The organism is Pseudidiomarina sp. (genome assembly GCF_033722695.1).
GTDB lineage: Bacteria > Pseudomonadota > Gammaproteobacteria > Enterobacterales > Alteromonadaceae > Pseudidiomarina.
The window spans coordinates 132,841-155,082 of record NZ_JAWVYM010000002.1; the positions used below are offsets into that span (position 1 = coordinate 132,841).

At 54.3% G+C, this 22,242-nt stretch carries 23 protein-coding genes; 15 read left to right on the forward strand and 8 right to left on the reverse strand.

Features of this window, described 5'->3' with window-relative positions:
- Positions 1-25: 25 nt before the first annotated feature.
- From R3196_RS01660 to R3196_RS01695, 8 genes are all read left to right on the forward strand, one after another.
- Positions 26-355, forward strand: a complete 330-nt coding sequence (locus tag R3196_RS01660) for a YbaB/EbfC family nucleoid-associated protein (RefSeq protein ID WP_318934874.1) — start codon at positions 26-28, stop codon at positions 353-355.
- Positions 356-368: 13 nt separating this feature from the next.
- The gene (recR, locus tag R3196_RS01665; RefSeq protein WP_318934875.1) at positions 369-977 is read left to right on the forward strand and encodes a recombination mediator RecR; all 609 of its coding nucleotides are present in this window, start codon (positions 369-371) and stop codon (positions 975-977) included.
- Positions 978-1,057: 80 nt separating this feature from the next.
- Positions 1,058-2,950 (forward strand): molecular chaperone HtpG, encoded by a 1,893-nt coding sequence (gene htpG / locus R3196_RS01670; RefSeq protein ID WP_318934877.1) that lies wholly within the window; start codon positions 1,058-1,060, stop codon positions 2,948-2,950.
- A 110-nt stretch (positions 2,951-3,060) separates the two neighbouring features.
- Entirely contained in the window at positions 3,061-3,705 is a 645-nt protein-coding gene (gene adk / locus R3196_RS01675; protein WP_318934879.1) for an adenylate kinase, read from the forward strand.
- A gap of 83 nt (positions 3,706-3,788) precedes the next feature.
- Positions 3,789-4,184: an MAPEG family protein gene (locus tag R3196_RS01680; RefSeq protein ID WP_318934880.1), complete on the forward strand. Its 396-nt coding sequence runs from the start codon at positions 3,789-3,791 to the stop codon at positions 4,182-4,184.
- Entirely contained in the window at positions 4,181-4,990 is an 810-nt protein-coding gene (locus R3196_RS01685) for an alpha/beta hydrolase (RefSeq protein ID WP_318934881.1), read from the forward strand. The genes R3196_RS01680 and R3196_RS01685 overlap by 4 nt, the downstream gene beginning before the upstream one ends.
- Complete coding sequence (locus R3196_RS01690; protein ID WP_318934882.1) at positions 4,983-6,197, forward strand: aminotransferase class V-fold PLP-dependent enzyme; 1,215 nt, start codon at positions 4,983-4,985, stop codon at positions 6,195-6,197. The genes R3196_RS01685 and R3196_RS01690 overlap by 8 nt, the downstream gene beginning before the upstream one ends.
- A 6-nt stretch (positions 6,198-6,203) precedes the next feature.
- Positions 6,204-7,604 carry an MATE family efflux transporter gene (locus R3196_RS01695; protein ID WP_318934883.1) on the forward strand — a complete coding sequence of 467 codons (1,401 nt, stop codon included), beginning with the start codon at positions 6,204-6,206 and terminating at the stop codon, positions 7,602-7,604.
- Here the strand turns inward: R3196_RS01695 and hisIE are convergent.
- Genes hisIE through hisG form a run of 8 tightly spaced genes read right to left on the reverse strand, consistent with a single transcriptional unit; the run spans position 7,573 to position 14,690 of the window.
- Positions 7,573-8,196, reverse strand: a complete 624-nt coding sequence (gene hisIE, locus R3196_RS01700) for a bifunctional phosphoribosyl-AMP cyclohydrolase/phosphoribosyl-ATP diphosphatase HisIE (protein ID WP_318934885.1) — start codon at positions 8,194-8,196, stop codon at positions 7,573-7,575. The two genes, R3196_RS01695 and hisIE, sit on opposite strands and share 32 nt — an antisense overlap.
- Before the next feature lie 20 nt (positions 8,197-8,216).
- Positions 8,217-8,996: an imidazole glycerol phosphate synthase subunit HisF gene (hisF, locus tag R3196_RS01705; RefSeq protein ID WP_318934887.1), complete on the reverse strand. Its 780-nt coding sequence runs from the start codon at positions 8,994-8,996 to the stop codon at positions 8,217-8,219.
- Positions 8,978-9,715 (reverse strand): 1-(5-phosphoribosyl)-5-[(5-phosphoribosylamino)methylideneamino]imidazole-4-carboxamide isomerase, encoded by a 738-nt coding sequence (gene hisA, locus R3196_RS01710; RefSeq protein WP_318934888.1) that lies wholly within the window; start codon positions 9,713-9,715, stop codon positions 8,978-8,980. The genes hisF and hisA overlap by 19 nt, the downstream gene beginning before the upstream one ends.
- Positions 9,696-10,304 carry an imidazole glycerol phosphate synthase subunit HisH gene (hisH, locus tag R3196_RS01715; RefSeq protein ID WP_318934889.1) on the reverse strand — a complete coding sequence of 203 codons (609 nt, stop codon included), beginning with the start codon at positions 10,302-10,304 and terminating at the stop codon, positions 9,696-9,698. Before hisH ends, hisA begins: the two co-directional genes overlap by 20 nt.
- On the reverse strand, positions 10,301-11,389 hold the full coding sequence (hisB, locus tag R3196_RS01720) for a bifunctional histidinol-phosphatase/imidazoleglycerol-phosphate dehydratase HisB (protein WP_318934890.1): 1,089 nt from the start codon (positions 11,387-11,389) through the stop codon (positions 10,301-10,303). Before hisB ends, hisH begins: the two co-directional genes overlap by 4 nt.
- Positions 11,386-12,468 (reverse strand): histidinol-phosphate transaminase, encoded by a 1,083-nt coding sequence (gene hisC, locus R3196_RS01725; RefSeq protein ID WP_318934892.1) that lies wholly within the window; start codon positions 12,466-12,468, stop codon positions 11,386-11,388. The genes hisB and hisC overlap by 4 nt, the downstream gene beginning before the upstream one ends.
- A complete protein-coding gene (gene hisD / locus R3196_RS01730) occupies positions 12,465-13,775 on the reverse strand; it encodes a histidinol dehydrogenase (protein ID WP_318934893.1) in 1,311 nt (436 codons plus the stop codon). The genes hisC and hisD overlap by 4 nt, the downstream gene beginning before the upstream one ends.
- 6 nt (positions 13,776-13,781) lie before the next feature.
- Positions 13,782-14,690: an ATP phosphoribosyltransferase gene (hisG, locus tag R3196_RS01735; RefSeq protein WP_318934895.1), complete on the reverse strand. Its 909-nt coding sequence runs from the start codon at positions 14,688-14,690 to the stop codon at positions 13,782-13,784.
- A gap of 51 nt (positions 14,691-14,741) precedes the next feature.
- Here hisG and R3196_RS01740 point away from each other — a divergent pair, with 51 nt between their 5' ends.
- From R3196_RS01740 to rnd, 7 genes are all read left to right on the forward strand, one after another.
- The gene (locus R3196_RS01740) at positions 14,742-14,873 is read left to right on the forward strand and encodes a hypothetical protein (protein ID WP_318934896.1); all 132 of its coding nucleotides are present in this window, start codon (positions 14,742-14,744) and stop codon (positions 14,871-14,873) included.
- Between the two features lie 230 nt (positions 14,874-15,103).
- The gene (locus R3196_RS01745; RefSeq protein WP_318934897.1) at positions 15,104-17,065 is read left to right on the forward strand and encodes an ATP-dependent DNA helicase; all 1,962 of its coding nucleotides are present in this window, start codon (positions 15,104-15,106) and stop codon (positions 17,063-17,065) included.
- Complete coding sequence (tsaB, locus tag R3196_RS01750) at positions 17,062-17,763, forward strand: tRNA (adenosine(37)-N6)-threonylcarbamoyltransferase complex dimerization subunit type 1 TsaB (RefSeq protein WP_318934898.1); 702 nt, start codon at positions 17,062-17,064, stop codon at positions 17,761-17,763. The genes R3196_RS01745 and tsaB overlap by 4 nt, the downstream gene beginning before the upstream one ends.
- Before the next feature lie 75 nt (positions 17,764-17,838).
- Positions 17,839-18,420 carry a Slp family lipoprotein gene (locus tag R3196_RS01755; RefSeq protein WP_318934899.1) on the forward strand — a complete coding sequence of 194 codons (582 nt, stop codon included), beginning with the start codon at positions 17,839-17,841 and terminating at the stop codon, positions 18,418-18,420.
- A 6-nt stretch (positions 18,421-18,426) separates the two neighbouring features.
- A complete protein-coding gene (locus R3196_RS01760; RefSeq protein ID WP_318934900.1) occupies positions 18,427-19,335 on the forward strand; it encodes an alpha/beta hydrolase in 909 nt (302 codons plus the stop codon).
- Positions 19,336-19,406: 71 nt separating this feature from the next.
- On the forward strand, positions 19,407-21,083 hold the full coding sequence (gene fadD / locus R3196_RS01765; RefSeq protein ID WP_318934902.1) for a long-chain-fatty-acid--CoA ligase FadD: 1,677 nt from the start codon (positions 19,407-19,409) through the stop codon (positions 21,081-21,083).
- Positions 21,084-21,086: 3 nt separating this feature from the next.
- A complete protein-coding gene (gene rnd / locus R3196_RS01770) occupies positions 21,087-22,241 on the forward strand; it encodes a ribonuclease D (protein WP_318934903.1) in 1,155 nt (384 codons plus the stop codon).
- Position 22,242 lies beyond the last annotated feature (1 nt).

The window sequence follows — 22,242 nt, forward strand, 5'->3', positions numbered from 1 at the left end:
CGAATGACTTAAACAAGAGGTTAATATGTTTAAAGGTGGAATGGGCGCGATGATGAAACAAGCCCAACAAATGCAAGATAAGATGCAGAAAGTTCAGCAGGAAATCGCCAGCATGGAAGTGACTGGTGAAGCGGGCGCCGGCATGGTTAAAGTGACTATGCTTGGCAACCATAATGTGCGCCGCGTAGCTATTGATCCCAGCCTGATGACGGATGACGATCAGGAAATGCTGGAAGATCTTATCGCTGCCGCTGTGAATGATGCGGTGCGCCGGGTTGAGCAAACCAGCAAAGATAAAATGGCCGAAGTTACCGGCGGCATGAATCTGCCACCGGGCTTTAAAATGCCGTTCTGATTAAGGTCTGCAGATGCGATTAAGTCCGGCGATAACAGAACTGATCCAGGCGCTGCGGTTGTTGCCAGGGGTTGGTCCGAAGTCCGCCCAGCGTATGGCTTTTCAGATTCTTGAGCGCCAGCGTGAAGGCGGCTTACGGCTGGCTACCGCATTAACCGAAGCAGTTGAAAAAGTAGGCCACTGTGAGGTCTGCCGAACGCTTACCGAAGATACAATATGCGGTATCTGCGCCCAACCCAAACGTCGGGACAGTGGCTTGCTCTGTATCGTAGAAACGCCTGCCGATGTATTGGCTATTGAGCAGACCGGCTACTATCAGGGCTGTTATTTCGTGCTGATGGGGCATTTGTCTCCTCTGGATGGTATCGGACCTGATGAAATTGGTCTGGATATCCTCGCCAAAAGACTCAGAGAAGAGCCGGTACAGGAGGTTATCCTGGCCACGAATCCGACGGTGGAAGGCGAAGCAACCGCCCATTTCATTGCGGATTTAGCCCATCGCCAGCGTATCGCAACCTCCAGAATCGCCCATGGCGTGCCGGTTGGTGGTGAACTGGAGTATGTTGACCAAGCTACGCTGGGGCATGCCTTCAGTGGTCGTAAAGTTATTGATATGAATTAGTACTCTGGCGCTTGAAATCTTAGGCGCCGTCCCCATCTCTTTAAGCAGTATTTACCATCAATAGTGCAGGAGAGACTACTATGGCGGAAGCCCGTCAATCGGAAACCCATGGTTTTCAGACCGAAGTGAAGCAACTGCTTCACCTGATGATCCATTCGCTTTATTCCAATAAAGAAATCTTTCTTCGGGAACTTGTTTCCAATGCATCGGATGCAGCTGATAAATTGCGCTTTCAGGCGCTAAGTGATGGCAGTTTATTAGCTGACGATGCCGAGCTTTATGTGCGCGTGAGCGCAGATAAAGAAGCCGGAACTATTACCATCAGCGATAACGGTATTGGTATGACCCGCGATGAGGTGATGAGTAACCTCGGAACCATCGCTAAATCAGGTACGGCCGATTTCTTCAGCAAGCTGTCTGGCGATCAGGCTAAAGACAGCCGGCTCATTGGCCAGTTCGGCGTTGGTTTTTACTCGGCCTTTATCGTTGCTGAATCTGTCACCGTGCGCACCCGCGCAGCCGGCGCTGATGCCAGTGAAGGGGTTGAATGGAGTTCACGCGGTGAAGGGGAATTTGAGTTACGCCAGATAGACAAGGCCAAACGTGGTACCGACGTTATTCTGCAGGTCCGCGATGACGCTGAGGAATATCTGGATGAGTGGCGTCTGAAAAGCATAGTGACTAAGTATTCAGACCACCTGAATATTCCGGTGCAGATGCCCAAGCGCGATGACGAAGGCAAGGCTGACGGCTGGGAGGCCGTTAATTCTGGCCAGGCGCTGTGGACTCGCGAGAAATCAGAAATTTCTGATGAAGAATATAAAGAGTTCTATAAAACCATCGCCCATGACTTTGAAGATCCGCTGCTGTGGAGCCACAACAAAGTTGAAGGAACCTCTGAATACACCAGCCTGCTGTATATTCCAAAGCGTGCGCCCTGGGATTTATGGAACCGTGAACAACAGAACGGTATCAAGTTGTACGTAAAGCGTGTCTTTATCATGGATGACGCGACCCAGCTTATGCCGACCTATCTGCGTTTTGTGCGGGGGTTGATGGATTCCAGCGATTTACCGCTGAATGTGTCGCGGGAAATTTTGCAGGATAATAAGATCACCCGGTCAATGCGTAATGGCAGTACCAAAAAAGTACTGAGCATGCTGAGTAAACTCGCCAAAGACGATCCGGATACTTATCAGGAGTTCTGGAACACCTTTGGTACTGTGCTGAAAGAAGGACCAGCTGAAGATCAGGCCAATCAGGAGAAAATCGCCAGCCTGCTGCGCTTTGCCTCCACCCATACGGATACCAGTGAGGCATCAACCAGCCTGGACGAATATCTTGAGCGCATGCCTGAGCAACAGCAAAGCATCTATTACATTGTTGCTGACAGTTATGAAGCAGCCCGCGACAATCCGGCGTTGGAGATCTTCCGGAAAAAGGGCATCGAAGTATTGCTGCTGTCGGAGCGCATCGACGAATGGTTAATGAGTCATCTGAGCACATACAAGGAGAAGACTTTCCAGTCGGTTACCCGGGGCGACCTGGATCTTGGTGAGCTTGAAGATGAAGAAAGCAAACAGCAACAGGAAGCTGCTGAGAAAGCTTTTGAAGACTCAGCGAAGCGCTTCGAAAAAGCGCTTGGTGACAAAGTGAAAAGTGTGCGGGTAACGCACCGGCTGACCAGCTCGCCTGCCTGTATCGTCACAGATGAAAACGATATGAGTACGCAGATGGCTAAACTGATGGAGGCCGCTGGCCAGAAGGTTCCGGAAACCAAGTATATCTTTGAGGTAAACCCGGAGCACACCCTGGTACAACGGGTGGTGGCGCTTGAGGACGAGCAACGCTTCAGTGAATGGGCCCAGCTGCTGCTGGACCAGGCGACCCTTGCTGAGCGCGGTAATCTGAAAGACCCGGCACAGTTTGTGACCCGGCTGAATCGTTTGATGCTGGAGCTGACAGACGCCTGATCCAGGTGTCTGTTTTAGCACTGCCCGGACTTGTAAAGCCTGCCGCTGCAAGGTAAAGTTCGGGCTTACTCCAAGCGATCAAACTATTTAAGCAAATAAAGAGGTTGTTCATGCGCATTATCCTGCTGGGCGCTCCGGGCGCAGGGAAAGGTACACAGGCGCAGTTCCTGATGAAAACCTTTGGGATTCCACAAATCTCAACAGGCGATATGTTACGGGCTGCGATAAAAGCCGGAACTGATTTAGGCAAAAAAGCGAAGGCGGTTATGGATGCTGGCAAGCTGGTATCAGACGATATTATGATTGGTCTGGTCAAAGAGCGGGTAGCTGAGCCAGACTGCCAGAACGGTTATTTGCTGGACGGTTTCCCCCGTACTATTCCGCAGGCTGATGCCATGCATGAAGCGGGTATTGAAGTCGACTACGTACTTGAATTTGCGGTTCCGGATGATGTGATCGTGAAGCGTATGGCTGGTCGTCGCGTTCACCCGGGTTCGGGGCGTGTTTACCACGTGGATCACAACCCGCCAAAGCAGCAGGGTAAAGATGATCTGACTGGTGAAGACCTGATAGTCCGCGACGACGATAAAGAAGAAACCGTGCGCAAACGGTTAGCGATTTATCACGAACAAACCGAGCCATTGGTCGCTTATTATCGTAAACTAGCAGAGCAAGGTGAAACGGTCTTCCATCGGCTTGATGGAACCCGTGATGTAGAATCAATCAGTGCCGAGCTTGGCGAGCTGTTAAGCTGATTCCGGCGGTTCGACATTTTTCAAAAACCCACCTTGCGTGGGTTTTTTTATAACTATAAGTCAGAGGTGCGTTGATGGAACTCATGTTAACTACAAGTCTGCTCTATGCCGGTTTATTAACCTTACTTTATATTGGCCTGTCCGGGGTTATTATCCGGCTGCGCTGGCGTGACCGGGTAGGTCTGGGAACGGGTGAATCTCAGGATCTGAAGGTGGCTGTGCGGGCTCATGGTAATTTTTCTGAATATGTACCACTGGCGCTGCTATTGCTGGTGCTGATGGAACTGACCGGCGCCTATATGTGGCTGCTTCATGCGTTAGGCGGCTTACTCTTTGTCGCCCGGATTTGTCATGTTATCGGCCTGCGAATGAGCATCGGGCCGTCCTGGGGTCGCACGGTCGGCGTACTGGGTACCTTTATCGTGCTGCTGGTGCAGGCTGGTTATATGCTGGGCTATGCGATCGGAAGCCAGCTATGACCGGAGTTACCGGCAGCTATCGTAGTGGCACTGCTGGCCAGCCGCCGGTGTTGTTATTGCATAGTTCGCAGAGTACCAGTGGCCAGTGGCGGGCACTGCAGGCTGAGCTTAACCAGCACTTCGATGTGCTTGCGGTTGATCTGCTCGGCTATGGTAAAGCGGCCCGGCCGGAAGTCATGGATCCGGATGATTTTCGTTTAAGCGATGAAATACCGCGGGTGCTGGCGGCTATAGAGGACGCCGCCATCGACCATCCAGTGCATTTGATTGGTCATTCGTACGGCGCCGCACTGGCGCTTAAGCTTGCCCGCGAACAGGCTCTTCCGGTACGCAGTCTGACCTTATTCGAGCCCGTTGCCTTTCATATTCTGGACAGCGACCAGCCAGCCCGACAGGAAATTGATAAAATCGCCGATCAAATGCATCAGGCCGATGCTGAAGCGGCGACCCGCGCCTTTGTTGATTACTGGAATCAGCCTGGCTATTTTGATGCCCTGCCGGAGCGAATCCGGCAGGGGATGGTGCGCCAGGCCGGGAAAGTAACAATGGATTTTGCCGCCTTGATGGGCGAGCCGTGTAACGCTGAGGACTATCATCAGATACAGGTGCCGACGTTATTGCTGACCGGTGCTTTCAGCCGGCTTAGCGCGCAGCAGGTGGCCGCGCGCCTGCAGCACGTATTACCACAAGTTGAAACGGCCGCATTAGCTTGTGGCCACATGGGGCCAGTTACTGCGCCCGAGCTGGTAAATCCAGTGATCGTTCGTTTTTTGCATCAGCAACACCCGGAGATCAATCTTGACTGAAAGCTATCAGCCGCCTGTTGCAGAGTTCCCGCTGCTGCAGCAAAATCCACAGCTAATCTACCTGGATAGTGCTGCCACCTGTCAGGTGCCGGCGGCTGTGCTGAATAGCTTTCAGCATTATTTCACCAGTACCCATGCCAATGTGCATCGCGGCAGCCACCGGCTTGGCCGCGCTGCCACGGATCTGTTGGAGAACGCTCGCGGGATAGCCGCCGCTTTTATTAAGGCGCCGGCGGACGACGTGGCCTTTGCTTCGTCCACCACGGCGGCACTGAACGGCCTGGCGCAGCAATTACCGGTAAGCTGGCGCGAGGGCGATGAAATTCTGCTCACGGATGCCGAACATCATGCCAATATCCTGCCGTGGCAGCGGTTAGCTAAACAACACAGGCTGGTTTTGCGATTTATCCCGGTGGATCCGGTAAGCGGTGGGCTTGGTGACTGGCAGCAACTGATCAATGAGCGTACCCGGCTGATTAGTGTGACCCTGGCCAGCAATATTACCGGTGCTATTTTCCCGGTTGCGGCGGTCTGCGCGCTGGCGAGACAGCGCGATATTCCGGTTATTGTCGATGCGGCGCAAGCGGTGGGGCACACCGAACTTGATGTCACAGCTTTAGATTGTGATGCGTTGGTATTCAGCGGCCACAAGGCCTACGGGCTGCCCGGTGTGGCCGTGCTTTATATGAACGCTCGCTGGTGGCGACGGATGGAGCCATTCGTTGTCGGCGGCGGTGTGGTGCGGCAGGTCACCCGCCATGACGCTGAGCTGGTTGATAGTATTCAGCGGTTTGAAGCGGGTACCCCAAACACCGCTGCCATCAGCGCCACGGTAACAGCGCTTGAATGGTTGCAACAGCAGCGTGCAATGGGGCTGACCGGGTATTTGCAGGAACTGCGCCAGCAACTAGTGGACGGGCTGCAACAGCGGCCGTGGTTACAAGTGCTACCGGCGGGCGCTAACCATACTCCCGTAGTCAGTTTTTACTGCCCGCAAGTTCACGCCTATGATTTAGCTGTCTGGCTGGACGAGCAGCAGGTAGCTGTGCGAGCCGGGCACCATTGCGCCCAACTGTTGCTGCAGTCCTGGGATCTGACTGCGGTAGTGCGGGTATCGCTGGCGGCTTATACCACTGCGGCGCAGGTGCAGCAGGTGCTGCAGTATCTTGATGAGGCCTGGCAAATGCTCGGCCCGACCGCGGAGTAAAAAACCATGCACGCCTGGGCGAACTGGTGGCCGGAATCAATTAAGCTTGCCCGACTGACGGGGCCGATTCTTGTCGCCCAGCTTACCCATATGCTAATGAGTGTGGCCGATACGGTGATGGCCGGACAGGTCGGCGCGGTGCACCTCGCCGCGGTATCTGTGGGTGCCAGTATCTGGATTCCCTCAACGCTACTTATTTTCGGGCTGGCGCTGGCGCTGGCGCCGATCATTTCGCATTTTGACGGTGCCGGTAAACAGTCGCGCATGGCGAACATGGTGCAGCAGGGCCTGTACGCCTCGATACTGGGTGGGCTGCTGTGCCTGGCGGTGATTTTGTGTGCGCCCTATGTACTCGGCGCCATGAATGTCGCTGATGACCTGCGCACCATAACCCTCGATTACCTGTTTTATCTGGCGTTCGGTATTCCGGCATTTGTAATCTACATGGTGCTGCGTAATTTCTGTGAGGGCTTATCCCACACCATGCCATCGCTGGTGATCGGGGTTATCGGCTTGTTGGTTAATATTCCGGCCAACTACGTATTTATTTATGGGGCTGGCGACATACCGGCGCTGGGTGGCGCTGGTTGTGGGGTTGCCACAGCGCTGGTGCTCTGGGTGATGGCTTTTAGTATGCTGATCTATGTACTGCTGGCAAAGCGGTTTAAAAATATCGCGCTGTTCAGCCACTGGTATCCGCCTAACTGGGATGACACCTGGTACGTTATCCGGCTCGGCTTCCCCATTGCTACGGCGATGTTTTTTGAAGTGAGCCTGTTTGCCGCCGCGGCGCTGGTGATTGCGCCGCTGGGCGCCACTATGGTGGCCAGTCACCAAATCGCTTTGAATATTTCATCACTGGTTTATATGGTGCCGCTGAGTCTGTCGATGGCGGTGACCTTGCGGGTGGGTTTCGCGCTAGGAGCCGGCAACCCGCAAAATGCGATGCTGAGCCATAAGCTGGCAACAATTTACGGTATGACTTTTGCCACGGTCAATGGCCTGATCATGTATCTGGCCGGGGGCTGGATGGCGAGCCTCTACACCGATGACCAGGCCGTTATTCAACTGGCGGCGACCCTGATGGGGCTGGCGGCTATCTTTACTATTTCGGACACCTTCCAGGCCATCGCGATAGGGACCCTGCGGGGGTATAAAGACACCAAGGTGGTGATGGGAATTACTTTTATTTCATACTGGCCACTGGGCCTGAGCGTGGGTGTCGTGCTGTCGCTGACGGACTGGTTAGTGCCGGCGATGGGTGCCGCCGGCATGTGGGTTGGTTTTATTATTGGCCTGAGTGTCGCGGCCGTGCTGCTGACCTGGCGGTTGGTGATTGTCAGCCGCCGTTACCAGCGGCAACACCAGGGAGCTATCAGGCCTGACGCCGCTGAAGAAGTACTTTGAGTACCTGTGCCAGACTAAGATCACGGCTCTCCAGAACCACCAGCAAATGGTAGAGCAGATCGGCGCTTTCATTAAGCAATTCTTCATCATCGCCAGCAACTGCAGCCAGCGCGACTTCAACGCCTTCTTCACCGACTTTCTGTGCGGCCCTTTTGGTGCCAGCCTTGAGTAACTGAGCCGTATAGCTGCTCGCTTCGTCGCCTTGTTGGCGCCGGCTGTGGATGGTATCGGCCAGGCTCTGCAACAGAGGCGTGGCCTGATGACCCTCATCGCTGAAACAGCTGCGGCTGCCAAGGTGGCAGGTGGGTCCGGCCGGCAGAGCCATGATCAGAATGCTGTCTTTATCACAGTCGGTATGGGCGCTGACCATTTTGAGATAATTGCCCGAAGCCTCGCCTTTGGTCCATAAGCGGCTCTTACTGCGGCTATAGAAAGTTACACGATTAGTTTGCAGCGTGGCTTCGATGGCTTCCATGTTCATGAAGCCTTGCATCAGCACTTCACCAGTGAGCGCATGTTGCACTATTGCTGGCAGCAGTCCGCCGGTTTTCGCGAAATCGAGCTCGCCGGTTGTCGCTTCAGTTAATTTCATGGTCGTTCCTTAACTGGATTTTATTGTACCGGCCGCACCAGAATACCAGCGTGGGCCAGATGACTTTTCAGGTCAGCAATGCTGATCAGCTTTTTATGAAAGACAGAAGCGGCTAAAGCGCCATCGACACCCGCTTGCTCAAAGACATCCCGGAAGTGGTCTAACGCACCAGCACCGCCTGAAGCAATAAGAGGAACCGGACAAACTTTGCGCAAAGCCTGTAGCTGGGCGATATCGTAGCCCTGGCGAACGCCGTCCTGATTCATACAGTTTAATACGATCTCACCGGCGCCACGGCTGACCACTTCCTGCACCCAGTCGCGGGTTTGCCAGCGGGTTTTGCGGCTGCGGCTCTCATCGCCGGTGAACTGAAAAACCTGATAACTTTCACTATCGGTATCGTAAAAACTATCTATACCTATAACGATACATTGCTGGCCAAATTCATCGACGAGGGTATTAATTAGGTCCGGATCTCTGAGCGCTGGTGAGTTAATCGAAATTTTATCCGCGCCCATGGCCAGAAGTTCCCGGGCCTGGGCTACCGAGCTGATGCCACCGGCCACGGTAAATGGGATATCAATTAAGCGGGCCACTCGTTCTACCCAGGATTTATCCACCACCCGGGCATCTGCCGATGCGGTAATATCGTAAAACACCAGTTCATCGGCACCCGCCGCCGCATAGCCTTCGGCCAGCGGTTCAATGGCACCGATAACTTCGTGATTGCGAAACTGAACCCCTTTAATGACTTCACCATCGCGAACATCCAGGCAGGGAATTATGCGTCTGGCCAGCATTGCAGAGCCTCCTCTAAAGTAAAGGCGCCGGTTAGCAGGGATTTACCCAGAATAGCCGCATCACAGTTGATCTGTTGCAACTGACGTAAATCATCGAGTGTGGCAATACCGCCGGATGCCTGCAGAAACAACTGCGGATAGCGGGCTTTCAGATTACGGTAGAGCTCAATATTGGCACCGCTGAGCATGCCATCACGGCTGATATCCGTGCAAAGCACATGGCGCAGTCCGAACGCCAGATAGTTTTCGATCACAGCTTCCAGCGTCTGATCGGAAGTCTCCAGCCAGCCATGAGTAGCAACGTAAGCGCGGCCATCGTCGGCCAGATTGACGTCCAGTGCCAGCACTATGGCGTCACCGCCGAATTCCTGCATCCAGGCCTGTACCAGGAGCGGTTCACGCACGGCCAGGGAGCCGATAACCACCCGTTGCACACCCTGTTCGAAGAGTTTCTCAAGGTCCTCGCGGCGCCGGATGCCACCGCCAACCTGAATCGACATGCTGGTGCTTTTTATGATTTCTTTAATCAGTTGAAACTGGCGTTGCGCCGGGTCACGAGCCCCGTCAAGGTCGACCAGGTGCAGCCAGGTGGCGCCAGCTTGCTGATAAGCCATAACCAAGGGTAGCGGGCTGTCCGCATAGGTTGTTTGCCGGGCGAAGTCACCTTGTTGCAACCGGATAACGTTGCCATCGATAAGATCAAGCGCTGGTATCAGCATCAGTTAGCTCCAGAAAATTCTTTAATATTCGCGCGCCGGTTTTGCCTGAACGCTCAGGGTGAAATTGGGCGCCGAAGAAATTGCGGTTTCTGATCATAGCGGCAAACGTCTGGCCGTAGGATGTATTGGCGATGCTATAGCCATCAGGCGCGACCGCGAAACTATGCACAAAGTAGCACCAGGGGTCTCGCTCCAGACCGCGGGTGAGGGGGTTATCAGCGGCGTCCTGCAAGGTGTTCCAGCCCATATGCGGCAGGGGTAAGTCGGCTATCTGCAGACGTTCCGTGCGAGCCGGTATTACGCCCAGACAATCGACGTTTCCTTCGGCGCTCCAGTCAGTAAGCAACTGCATACCCAGGCAGATGCCCAGCACCGGCTGCTGCAGCTCACGGATGACCGGCGCTAAGTCTAGCTGCTCTAGATTCCGCATAGCAGCCCGCGCGGTGCCAACGCCGGGCAGGATAACCCGGTCGGCGTTTTTAATGTGCTCGGGATCAGCAGTGACCTGCGGAGTGCCCCCGAGACGTTCAATGGCGAACCGCACCGAGGTCAGGTTAGCGCAGGCAGTGTCAATAATTACCAGGTTCATGCCAGCATACCCTTACTTGAAGGGAGGGCGCCGTCAGCAGTGCGGCTAATGGCCTGGCGCAGAGCCCGGCCAAACACCTTGAACAGACTTTCCACCTGATGGTGACTGTTACCCTCAGTGGTACTCAGGTGCAGGGACACCGCCATAGCATCACTGACAGAACGGAAAAAGTGGCCAACCATTTCGGTTGAAAGTTCACCGACCCTGTCGCGACTGAAGCTGGCGTCAAATTGCAGGTAAGGGCGCCCGGAAAGGTCGATCAGGCATTCAGCCCGGCATTCATCCATGGGCAGGGCAAAACCAAAGCGACCAATGCCACGCTTATCACCCAGCGCCTGCCGCAATGCCTGACCCAGAGCCAGCGCGGTATCTTCGACAGTGTGATGTTCATCAATGTGCAGATCGCCGGTAACCTGCAGGTCCAGTGAGAAGCCAGCGTGGGTGGCGATTTGCTCAAGCATGTGGTCGAAAAAACCGATGCCGGTATGAATAGCCACTGGCTGGGTGGTATCCAGATCCAACTTTACGCGGATATCTGTCTCGCGGGTGGTGCGGGTGACACTAGCCTGGCGCGGGTGGTTCAGCAACTGGTGCTGAATGGCACCCCAGTTGTTGGTATCGGGGTCATACTTGATACCACGGATGCCCATGTTTTCGGCCAGCTGGATATCGGTATCGCGATCGCCAATCACATAAGACTTAGCAAAATTAATCCGGCCTTGTTGCAGATAATCGCGTACCAGACCCAATGATGGCTTACGGCAGCTGCAGCCATCCTCGGCAAAGTGCGGGCAGATTAATACGTCGGCGAAGCGAATGCCCTGTGAACTGAAGATATCCATCATCAGGTTATGGGGCGCGTCAAAATCTGCCTGGGGAAAACTATCGGTACCCAGGCCATCCTGATTAGAAACCATCACCAGTTGATAACCAGCGGCCTGAAAGGCCAGCAGGGCAGGAATAACACCCGGTTCAAACTGCAGCTTAGCGACAGTGTCGAGCTGTTTATCTACCGGCGGCTCAACCACCAGGGTACCGTCGCGGTCAATAAACAAAATATTCTGTGGGTTTTGCTGACCATTCATGCGGGTAAAGCCTCCAATAATTGATCGATTTCCTCACGACTGCCGATGCTGATCCGGACACTGTTATCCAGCCCTAGTTGCTGCGACTGGTTGCGGATAAGCACCCCGTGGTCAGCGCAGGTTGCCACCAGCGCGCTGGCATCGGTGACAGTCAGTAATACAAAATTTGTCGTGCTGGGCCAGATCCGCTTGACCCACTGGCGTGAAGCCAGCGCATTGAGCAGCCGCTGGCGCTGGTCGCTGACACTTGCCAGCATAGCGTGCATGGCAGCAATGCCTTGCGGTTGCAGGGCCCGCGTGGCGTAATCAAGGGTTGATTGCGGCAGCGGATAAGGCGCAATAACTTTACGCAGACACTGGATGATGTCGTTGCCGGCCAGCGCGAAACCACACCGGATCGCCGCCAGCCCAAAAGCCTTGGACAAAGTTCGCAGGATAACCAACTGCGGATACTCATTTAACCAATCGCTGAGCTGATTCAGTTTGCCCGAGACACCGGCTGCAGCAAATTCAATATAGGCCTCATCGACAACCACCAGTGCCCGCTCGCCGACTTGTTCAAGCAGCTCACGCAGATCATCAGTAGCTAACTCATTACCGAGCGGATTGGACGGGCTACAAACGAAAATCAACTTCACCCCGTCAAGCCGCTGATATATAGCCGGCAAGTCTAATTGCATGTCGTCGCCGCGGGCAACTAGCGGTACTTCAGTGACGCCGGCACCGTGAGTTTGTGCGCTGATAGCATACATACCGTACGTGGGTGGGCAAATCATGATCTGGTCCTGACCAGGCTCGCAGAACGTACGGATCAGGAGATCAATAGCTTCATCACTGCCACGGCAGCTAAGCAGTTGCGCTTCATTGACGCCGGCGTAACGGGCGTATACCTGATTCAGGGCGCTGCTCTGGAAAGCCGGGTAGCGGTTAGCCTGAGTGGCGTCAGCTGGCAGTGACGGCGTCAGCGGCGCTTCATTGGCATTCAGCCAGACTGCACCGCCACTCATGCTGCGGCGCGCCGAAGCGTAAGGGGTCAGATTACGTAAGTGCTGGCGTTGTAAGCGTTCGGCGATACTCATGACTGCACCCCGGCATCGTTCTCAAGGCGAATACTCACTGCGCGGGCGTGGGCATCAAGTCCTTCGGTTTGCGCCAGTTCAATGATAGCGTCAGACAGGCCTGCCAAACCATCGCGACTGGCCTGCTGGACGGTGTAACGGCGATAGAAATCAAGCAAACCCAGACTGGAGTAATTGCGGGCAAAACCGTAGGTGGGCAGCACATGGTTAGTGCCGGTGGCATAATCGCCACCGCTTTCTGGCGTGTAGTGTCCGACAAAGATTGAGCCGGCGTTGGTCAGCCGGTCCAGCCATTGGTCGGCGTCGTCAAGCTGCACGGATAAGTGCTCGGGCGCATAACGCTGGCTGATGGTGACAGCCTCGGCGACTGAACTGACCTGAATCAGCGAACTGGAGTTCAGCGCCTGGCGTGCCACGTCGGCGCGCGACAGCCCGGCCAATTGTTGCTCAATAGCGGCAGCCGTGGCATTCAGCAGGTCGGCGGACGGGCTTAGCAGAATAACCTGGGAGTCAGGGCCGTGTTCAGCTTGAGACAACAGATCCGCAGCCACATAAGCCGGGTTAGCGCTGTCGTCAGCGATAACCAACAATTCAGAAGGCCCGGCGGGCATATCAATGGCACTGCCTGAGGCGTCCTGGGACACCTGTTGTTTGGCGGCGGTAACATAGCTGTTGCCGGGACCAAATATTTTCACCACCGGCGCTATACTTTCAGTGCCGTAGGCCAGTGCAGCAATAGCCTGCGCACCACCACAGCGATAGACTTCAGTGATACCGCATTTCTGAGCCACGTACATCAGCGCTGGCGATAGGTCACCATTAGCATCCGGCGGGCTGACCAGCACCCGGCGGGCACAGCCGGCCAGTTGCGCTGGTATGCCTAACATCAGGGCAGTAGATGGCAGTACTGCCGAGCCACCGGGCACGTATAGGCCAACTGCATCAAGGGGGTGAAAGCGCTGACTGCAAATCACACCAGGGGCTGTCTCCACGGTTAACTGCTGTGGCCGTTGCGGCTTATGAAAGCGGGTAATCGTACCGTAAGCAACATCAATAGCGGCGCGGGTTCTGGCGCTTAGTTTACCGGCCTGTTCGGCAATTCGCTCAGCCGGGTAAGCAAGGTTGTCGATGGATTCGCAATCGAAACGACGGGTATAGCGCAGTACCGCGGCATCGCCCTCACGGCGAACCGCGGCAATAATCTCAGTGACCTGTTGTTGCAGCACTTCGGGCTGCGCCTGCGCCGGCCGGTTAAGGAGCTGCTGTTGCTCGGTGTCAGCGAGCGCTTGCCAGTTAATAGTACGCATGCCAGTTTATCCCATCATCTTTTCAATAGGCAGCACCAGAATTGAACTGCAGCCGACGGCTTTGAGTTCTTCCATGGTTTCCCAGAACAAGGTCTCGGTGCTGACCATGTGTACAGCGACCAGTTTATCGGTGTGGTTCAGCGGTAAAATAGTAGGGCGCTCGGCGCCGGGTAGCAGGTCGGCAACCTTATCCAGCTGGCTAACCGGAGCGTGCAGCATGATGTATTTGCTTTCCCGCGCCATTTGTACGCCGTCTATACGAGGGAGTAGCTGGTCGATGATCGCTTGCTTGGCTGCTGTGAGCGGCTCCGGGCGCTGAATCAGCTGCGCCTGCGAGCGGAAGATGATGTCTTTTTCGACCAGTCCGTTTGCTTCGAGGGTCGCACCGGTAGATACAAGGTCGCACACTGCGTCGGCCAGGCCTGCACGCGGGGCAACTTCAACGCTGCCGGTCAGCACTGCGTTGCTGGCTTTTACACCCTGGCGCTGCAGGTAACTTTGCAGCAGGTACGGATAGGTGGTGGCGATACGCTTACCATTTAAATCCGTGATGCCATTATAGCTGTCTTCTTTGGGTACGGCGATGGATAACCGGCACTGACCGAAATCCAGCGCCCGCAAACGTTCAAACTGGCTGGGCAGGTTGGTTGCGACGCGTTCCAGCCGGGCTTCTTCAAGGACATTCTCACCCACCAGGCCAAGATCCACCACACCGTCCATAATCAGGCCGGGAATGTCATCGTCGCGCACCCGCAGCAAGTCAACCGGTTGGTTGCTGCTATGCGCCAACAGCCGCGCTTCGTGCAGGCTGAACTTGAAGCCACAAGCCTGCAACAGGCCGACAGAATCTTTGCTAAGACGCCCTGACTTCTGAATCGCAATAGTCAGGCGGGCAGAACTTTTATCGACAACCATGAAAATCTCCTATAAAAAAACCCCCGAAAGGTATGCCTTGCGGGGGTCTTCATGAGCAAAGGCTACCTCAATATGAGTCAGCCTTCAGCGCACAGCTATGGGCTAACCGTCGGTCATATGATGATGGTGCCAGCTGAAAGTGCGCATAATGTGCTCCGTGTGAATCGGGTTTACTGTATCTGATGCCGCTAATTGTATAGAAGTTAAAATTTGAATCAACCCTGTATTTACGCTATTTAATTAGCTTTCAGCATTTCCTGTACGTAAGTTGTATAGGATTATGTAAGGGCTTGATCTGATGCTGCGGCGGCGCATTTGTCCGGGCCTGTGCTCAGGAGGCTCCGTGTTTTCATCGATTAATGGTAGGATGCGATTATCTTTTACCGTACCCCCGGCGCCAGGAACCTTCTCTGATGCAGGCAATAAGCGAATTATTTCTTCCCGACAGTAAATTAGCGAAAACCCTTCCCGGTTTTGCTCCGCGTGCCGCTCAGACAGAAATGGCAGGCGCGGTCGCGCGGGCGTTGGCTGATAAACAGCAACTAGTGGTGGAAGCTGAAACAGGTACGGGCAAAACCTACGCTTATCTGGTGCCGGTACTGATGAATGATGGCAAAGCCATTATCTCAACCGGTACCAAGAATCTGCAGGAACAGTTATTTCACCGTGACTTGCCAGCCCTGCGTGATGCGATTGCGCCCAAAAAAGTCGTGGCACTACTGAAAGGCCGCAGCAACTACCTGTGCCTGCATCGGATGAAACAAGCGGCGGCGCATAGTGGTGAGTTGAATAAAACCGTGCAATCACAGTTAGTAGAGGTACGGCGCTGGGCCCAACGCACGGACGACGGCGATATGGGCAGCCTGAGCCTGTTGCAGGAAGACGCCGAAGTGCTGCCGCAGGTTACCAGCACCGCTGAAAACTGTCTGGGCCGCGATTGTCCCGACTACGATGACTGCTATGTGGTTAAAGCACGAAAACGCGCGCTGGACGCTGATCTGGTGGTGGTGAATCACCACTTATTCTTTGCTGATATGGTGCTCAAGGACGTCGGCTTCGGCGAACTGATCCCTGAAGCAGCCGCGGTGATCTTTGATGAGGCCCATCAGCTGCCGGATATCGCCAGTCAGTATTTTGGTGAGTCGGTATCCAGCCGCCAGTTACAGGAGCTGGCGCATGAGCTGAAGGTGCTGTATCTGACTGAGTTAAAAGATCTGAAGCAGCTGGACAAAGCCGCGGATAAATTGCTGGCCGGCTTGCGTGACTGGCGACTGGTATTTCCCGCCGATGCCCGCAAAGGCAACTGGCGACAGTGGTCACAGCAGCCGCAAGTGCAGGAAGCGGCCGCGCAAGTCACCGAGCAGCTGGAGTTTTTGCAGGACGTGATTAAAAGCAGTCTGGGGCGCCATGAGGATTTGGATCAGGCCTACGATCGGTGCGTGCAGGCGGCGTCCAAATGGCAGTTGCTGCAGGCCACCGAACGCACCGGGTTTAGTTTCTGGTTCGAGACCACCGTGCGGCAGGTTACCCTGCATCAGACCCCGTTGCGGGTGGCAGATAAGTTTGGTGGCTACCTGCGGGAAAGCAACATGAGCTGGATATTTACTTCCGCGACCCTGGCAGTGGGAGCGGATTTCAGTCATTTTACCGGTCAGCTTGGGCTGGAACAGGCGGCTACGCTGTCGCTGCCGAGCCCCTTTAATTTTGCCGGCCAGGCCTTGCTGTGTATGCCGCGCTATTTACCGCAACCCCATGAAAGCTCGATGCAGGATGCGTTAATGGACCTCATTACTCAGGTGCTGGATGCCAACCGCACTGGCGGAACTTTCGTGCTTTTTACCAGCCACCGGATGCTGCAGCTCATCGCTGTGACCTTGTCGGCGGTGACGGATCGGCCATTGTTTGTGCAGGGTACCACCAGCAAGCGTGAGTTACTCAGCGAATTTATTGCTGCTGGCAACGGTATTCTGCTCGGGACCTCATCGTTTTGGGAAGGTGTTGATGTGCGGGGCGACGCCCTGCGTTGCGTAATTATTGATAAATTACCTTTTGCGTCCCCGGATGATCCTTTATTACAGGCCCGGGTTGAAGATTGTAAGCTGCGTGGAGTTGACGCATTCGCTCAGGTACAATTGCCACAGGCTGTGATCACCCTGAAACAGGGTGCTGGCCGGTTAATCCGGGACGCACAGGATAAAGGCGTACTGTTTATCTGTGACCAGCGTCTGGTAAGTAAAGGCTATGGCGGACTGTTTCTGAGTAGCCTCCCGGCTATGCCACGCACCCGCAGTGTGCCGGCGGCACTGCAATTTTTGCGGGACCTGGATGAGCGCAGTTCGGCCGCACCACGAGTAAAAGAAGAGAGTAAGGTATGACAGAACCTGTAGTACTGGCGCTGGATACATCAACTGAGCAATGTTCCGTGGCCATCGTTGCTGGCGAGCGGCGGGCAAGCCGGGCGGTGGTGACTCCGCGTGAACATGCCCAGCGCATCCTGGGATTAATCACTGAGGTTCTTGATGAACTGCAATTGCAACTAGCCGATGTCACCGCACTTGTCTGTGGCCATGGGCCGGGCAGTTTTACCGGAGTTCGTATTGGAGTATCGGTGGCGCAGGGGCTGGCGTTCAGTCAGCCACTGCCGGTGTACCCGGTGAACACTCTGGCCGCGCTGGCACAGCAGGCAATCCGCAAGCATAAAGCTAAGATTATTGTCAGTGCTATTGATGCGCGGATGAACGAGGTGTATCTGGCGAGTTTTCGCAATGAACAGGGTCTGGCGGTGGCGGTTCAACCGCCACAAATGGCACCGCTGGAACCTTTGGCAGCGAATAGCTGGTGGCCGGGCGGGTCAGTAGCTGGTGCCGGAACCGGCTGGCAGGCCTATGCCGATGCGCTTGATCCTGGTGCTGAAGTCGAGATCCTTCATGATGTGACACTGCCCCTGGCGGAAGACATGCTGAGCTTAGCCCTGGCGATGAAAGACCAGGGCATTGAGCCGGTGAAAGCTGCCGGGTTGGAACCGCTGTATGTTCGTAATGAAGTGGCGTGGAAGAAGCTTCCTGGCCGCTGAAAATCTGCTGGCACAGGGAACTTTCACGGGTTTCAGGGGCTCTTAAGTAATGAACCTAAGTGACAGGAGTAGAACATGAAGTTTTGGGTTATGAGTCTGGCTATGTTGGTATTAAGCGCCTGCTCGGCAGTTCCCGATGAGCTGGCTGTTGCTGAAAATACCACATTGGTAAGCTATGAAACTGCGTTACAGCAGCCGGAGCAGGCCGTCGGTAAAACTGCCCGTTGGGGTGGCCTGATTGCTTCAGTCCGGAATACCGACGACGGCACCATAATTGAAGTTGTTCATTTTGAACTGACAAACTGGGGCCGCCCGGTTGTTACCGGCGAAAGTAATGGCCGGTTTCGCGCTAAACTGGATGGTTTTGTTGATCCTATGGTGTATAAAGAAGGCCGCAGCGTGACCTTTACCGGCGCTGTACAGCAGCCGGAAGAGGGCAAAATTGATGAATATCGCTATTTATTTCCGGTGCTTGATGTAACAGGAAAATTCCTCTGGAAAGAACGCCAAGAAAGGGATACCCAGGTTGATTACAGCTCGCTGTGGTATCGCCATCATTACTTTGCCCCGCCTTACCGTATTTACTATCCGGTACCAGTGCGACCGGCACCGCCACAATCAGGTGGCTCTGAGAATAATCAAGGGAATGAGAATTAATAAATCATGAGTGAAACCTTAAACTGGCAACAGGCCCGGCATTTGGCCGGGCCTGTTGCTTTTGAACTAAACTGGGGCACGGTCCGGGGCCTGAGTTGGGGCCCGGCAACAGGGAAACCAATCCTGGCCTTGCATGGCTGGCTGGATAATGCCCATAGTTTTATCCCCATGGCAGAAGCTTTTCTGCAGTCACCTTTGAGCAAATCCCGTCGCTTAATCGCACTGGACTGGGCCGGGCACGGTTGCTCCGATCACCGGCCGCCGGGTAACTACTATCCTTTTGTCGATTATGTTTACGATGTCTGGCAACTCTGTGAATTGCAGGGCTGGGAGCAAATCGACATCATTGCGCATTCAATGGGCGCTTTTGCCGCCAATATGCTCGCCGGTATTGATCCGGATCGGGTTGCCAACTTATTAAGTATTGAAGCCTTTGGCTTGCTGGCGACACCAAGCTCAGAAACCGCCGGGGATATACGTAAAGGATTTAAAAGCCGCTGGTTGCAGCAGCAGAAGGATCGCCCCCATTACCCGAATCTGCAACAGGCCGTTGCTGCGCGGCAGATGGCCGGTGACTTCTCCGCAGAGATTGCGGCGTTACTGGTCGATCGGGGTATTGAAAAGCTCAGTGACGAGGATTATCGCTTTCGCGCCGACGGGCAACTGCGAGTGTCCTCTGCGATTCGGATGACGGCTGAACAAATCGGTGATGTACTGGCCAAAATTAAGTGCCCGTTTGAACTTGTTATTGGCAGCGAAGGGCACGAGCGGGTGCAGGAAGCGCTTGGTCTGTGGCGCTCGCTGGTGCCGCAGTTACAGGTTCATACCATTGCTGGTGGCCACCATGTTCATATGCAGGAACCCGCTGCGATTATCGACTTATTTGGTCAGATGATTGACCGCCAGAACGGCTAGGATTAACTGGTCGGATATGCGATGATTGCCGGATAACTATAAACAGACTTCAGTTCAGGAGCATGACGATCGTGGAAAAAATCTGGCTAAACAGCTATCCGGCAGGGGTTCCGGAAACCATAGATCCGGATCATTTTGATTCACTGGTAGATATTTTTGAACAAAGTATTGAGGCCTATGGCGATCGTATTGCATACGTCAATATGGATCATGAAATGTCATTCAGGGAACTGGATACAGCCAGCCGGAATTTTGCTGCTTATTTACAGCAGAATGGCCTGAAAAAAGGCGATGCCGTAGCCATCATGATGCCCAACCTGCTGCAATATCCGGTCGCGCTCTTTGGTATTTTACGGGCCGGCATGACGGTAGTGAACGTTAATCCACTTTATACCGCCCGGGAATTAAAGCACCAGCTCAGTGATTCCGGTGCCAAGATGATCGTGATCCTCGATAACTTTGCTCATACCCTGGAAAAGGCTATGAGCGATCTGTCGCTGAACAAGGTGATTCTCACCAGTATCGGTGACTTGTTGCCGACGCCGAAGCGCCTGCTGGTAAACGCGGTGGTAAAATACGTTAAGCGTATGGTGCCATCTTATTCGCTGGCTAATACCGTTGGTTTTCGCCAGGTATTGAGTGCTGGCGCCAAAGCCAGCTATCAGCGGCCTGCGGTAACGGGTGATGATCTGGCGTTTTTGCAATATACCGGTGGTACCACCGGCCTCGCTAAAGGGGCCATGTTGTCGCACCGTAATATGGTCGCAAACCTTGAGCAGGTTTCAGCATTCATCGCGCCGCTGGTTAATGATGGTGAAGAAACCATTATTACGGCACTGCCGCTTTATCATATTTTTGCACTGACTTCGAACTGCCTGACTTTCATGAAGCACGGCGGTCGCAACATACTTATTACGAATCCGCGCGATATGCCTGCTTTCATTAAAGAGCTGGGCAAGTATCCGTTCTCTATGATCTCCGGAGTGAATACGCTATTTAACGGTTTGCTGAATACCGAAGGCTTTAAGGACCTCGATTTCTCCAGCCTGAAGATTGCGCTTGGTGGTGGCATGGCGGTCCAGCGTTCAGTGGCCGAACAATGGGAGCGGGTAACGAAGTCGCGCTTGCTGGAAGGTTATGGTCTGACCGAATGTTCACCGGTCGTTAGCGTCAACCCTACGGATATTGAGCACTATAACGGTACCATTGGTGTGCCGTTGCCATCGACAGACATGCGTGTGGTCGATGTTGATACCGGGGAACTGGTGGCACAGGGCGAGTCGGGCGAGTTACAGGTGCGCGGCCCACAAGTGATGGTCGGTTATCTGAACCGCCCTGATGAAACTGAAAAAGTGATGACTGACGGCTGGTTCATGACTGGTGATATCGGTCTGATGAACGAAAACGGTTTCTTTAAAATCGTCGACCGCAAAAAAGACATGATTCTGGTGTCGGGCTTTAATGTCTATCCGAACGAAATCGAAGACGTGATCTCTGATCATCCGAAAGTACTGGAAGTTGCTGCTATCGGCGTGCCTCACGACTCATCAGGTGAAGCGGTGAAAGTATTTGTGGTACGCAAAGACAAATCACTGAGCGAACGCGAAGTGATTGAGTTCGCGAAGGAAGGCCTGACCGGTTACAAGGTACCGAAGTTTGTCGAGTTTCGTGATGAACTGCCGAAGACCAATGTTGGTAAAATCCTGCGTCGTAACTTGCGCGATGAAGAAGAGGCTAAGTCAAAATAACGCATGCCAGCCTACTCCTTAATTAGCACGCCTGCAGAATTGCAGGCGTTTTGCCGCCGCGCTCATCAGGCGCCCTATCTTGCTGTTGATACCGAGTTCGTCCGTACCAGAACCTATTACGCCCGCTTGGGTTTAATTCAGCTGCGGGCTGCAGACGAGGTGGTTCTGGTTGACCCGGTGGCCCTTAGTGCCGACCGCTTTCCTGATGCCTTACAGCCAATGTGGGATCTGCTGAAAGACCCTGACATTACTATTGTAATTCATGCCGGTGGCGAGGATTATGAGATTCTGACCCAGCATATGGGGCAAACGCCGGAACGTATTTTTGATACCCAGATCGGGGCCGCTTTTGCAGGCTATGGCGATGCGCTTGGGTATGCCGCGCTGGTTAATGAATTCACCGGGGTCGTTATTGATAAGTCCCAGTCGCGTACTGACTGGATGCAGCGTCCGCTGGCAGCAGAGCAACTGGATTATGCAGCGGCCGACGTGCAGTATTTATATGACATTTATCCGCAGTTACTGGCCCAGTTAGATGAAACCGGTAAGACCGGGCTGGTGTTGGCGGAAAGTGCCGAACAGGTTCGTAAACGCGCGGTAAGTATCCCTGATGACTATCTTTACCTATATTTCGGTAACGCCTGGCAGTGTAATGCCCGGCAACTAGCCATTTTACGTGAGCTGATGATCTGGCGACAACAGCGGGCACGCTCAGCTGATATTCCGTTGGGCTTTGTGGCCAAGGATCATACTATCCTTGAGCTGGCCCGCCGGGCACCATCCAGTGGTCAGGAATTACGAGGCATTACCGACTTGTCCCCGGTAACCGTGCGTTATGCCGGCGAGGAGTTGCTGGCGGCGGTTGATCGTGGGCAGCAGTCGACTGCGCTGCCTGAGCCGTTAACACGACTTACGGACCTGCCGGGCTATAAAGCTAAATTTAACGCTATTAAGCAACGGGTTCAGCAACTGGCGGCCGAGCTGGATGTGCCTGCCAGCCTGATTGCATCGCGGCGGCAAATAAATGATGTGATTCACTGGTGTGAGCAAGTTCCTGCTGCAGCAAAGCCTTATTTGCCGGCGCCGGACTTGTTTGTCAGCTGGCGCGGCGATAAGCTTAGAGACGAACTTGAGGCACTGATTAAGCGAGAATCCTGAT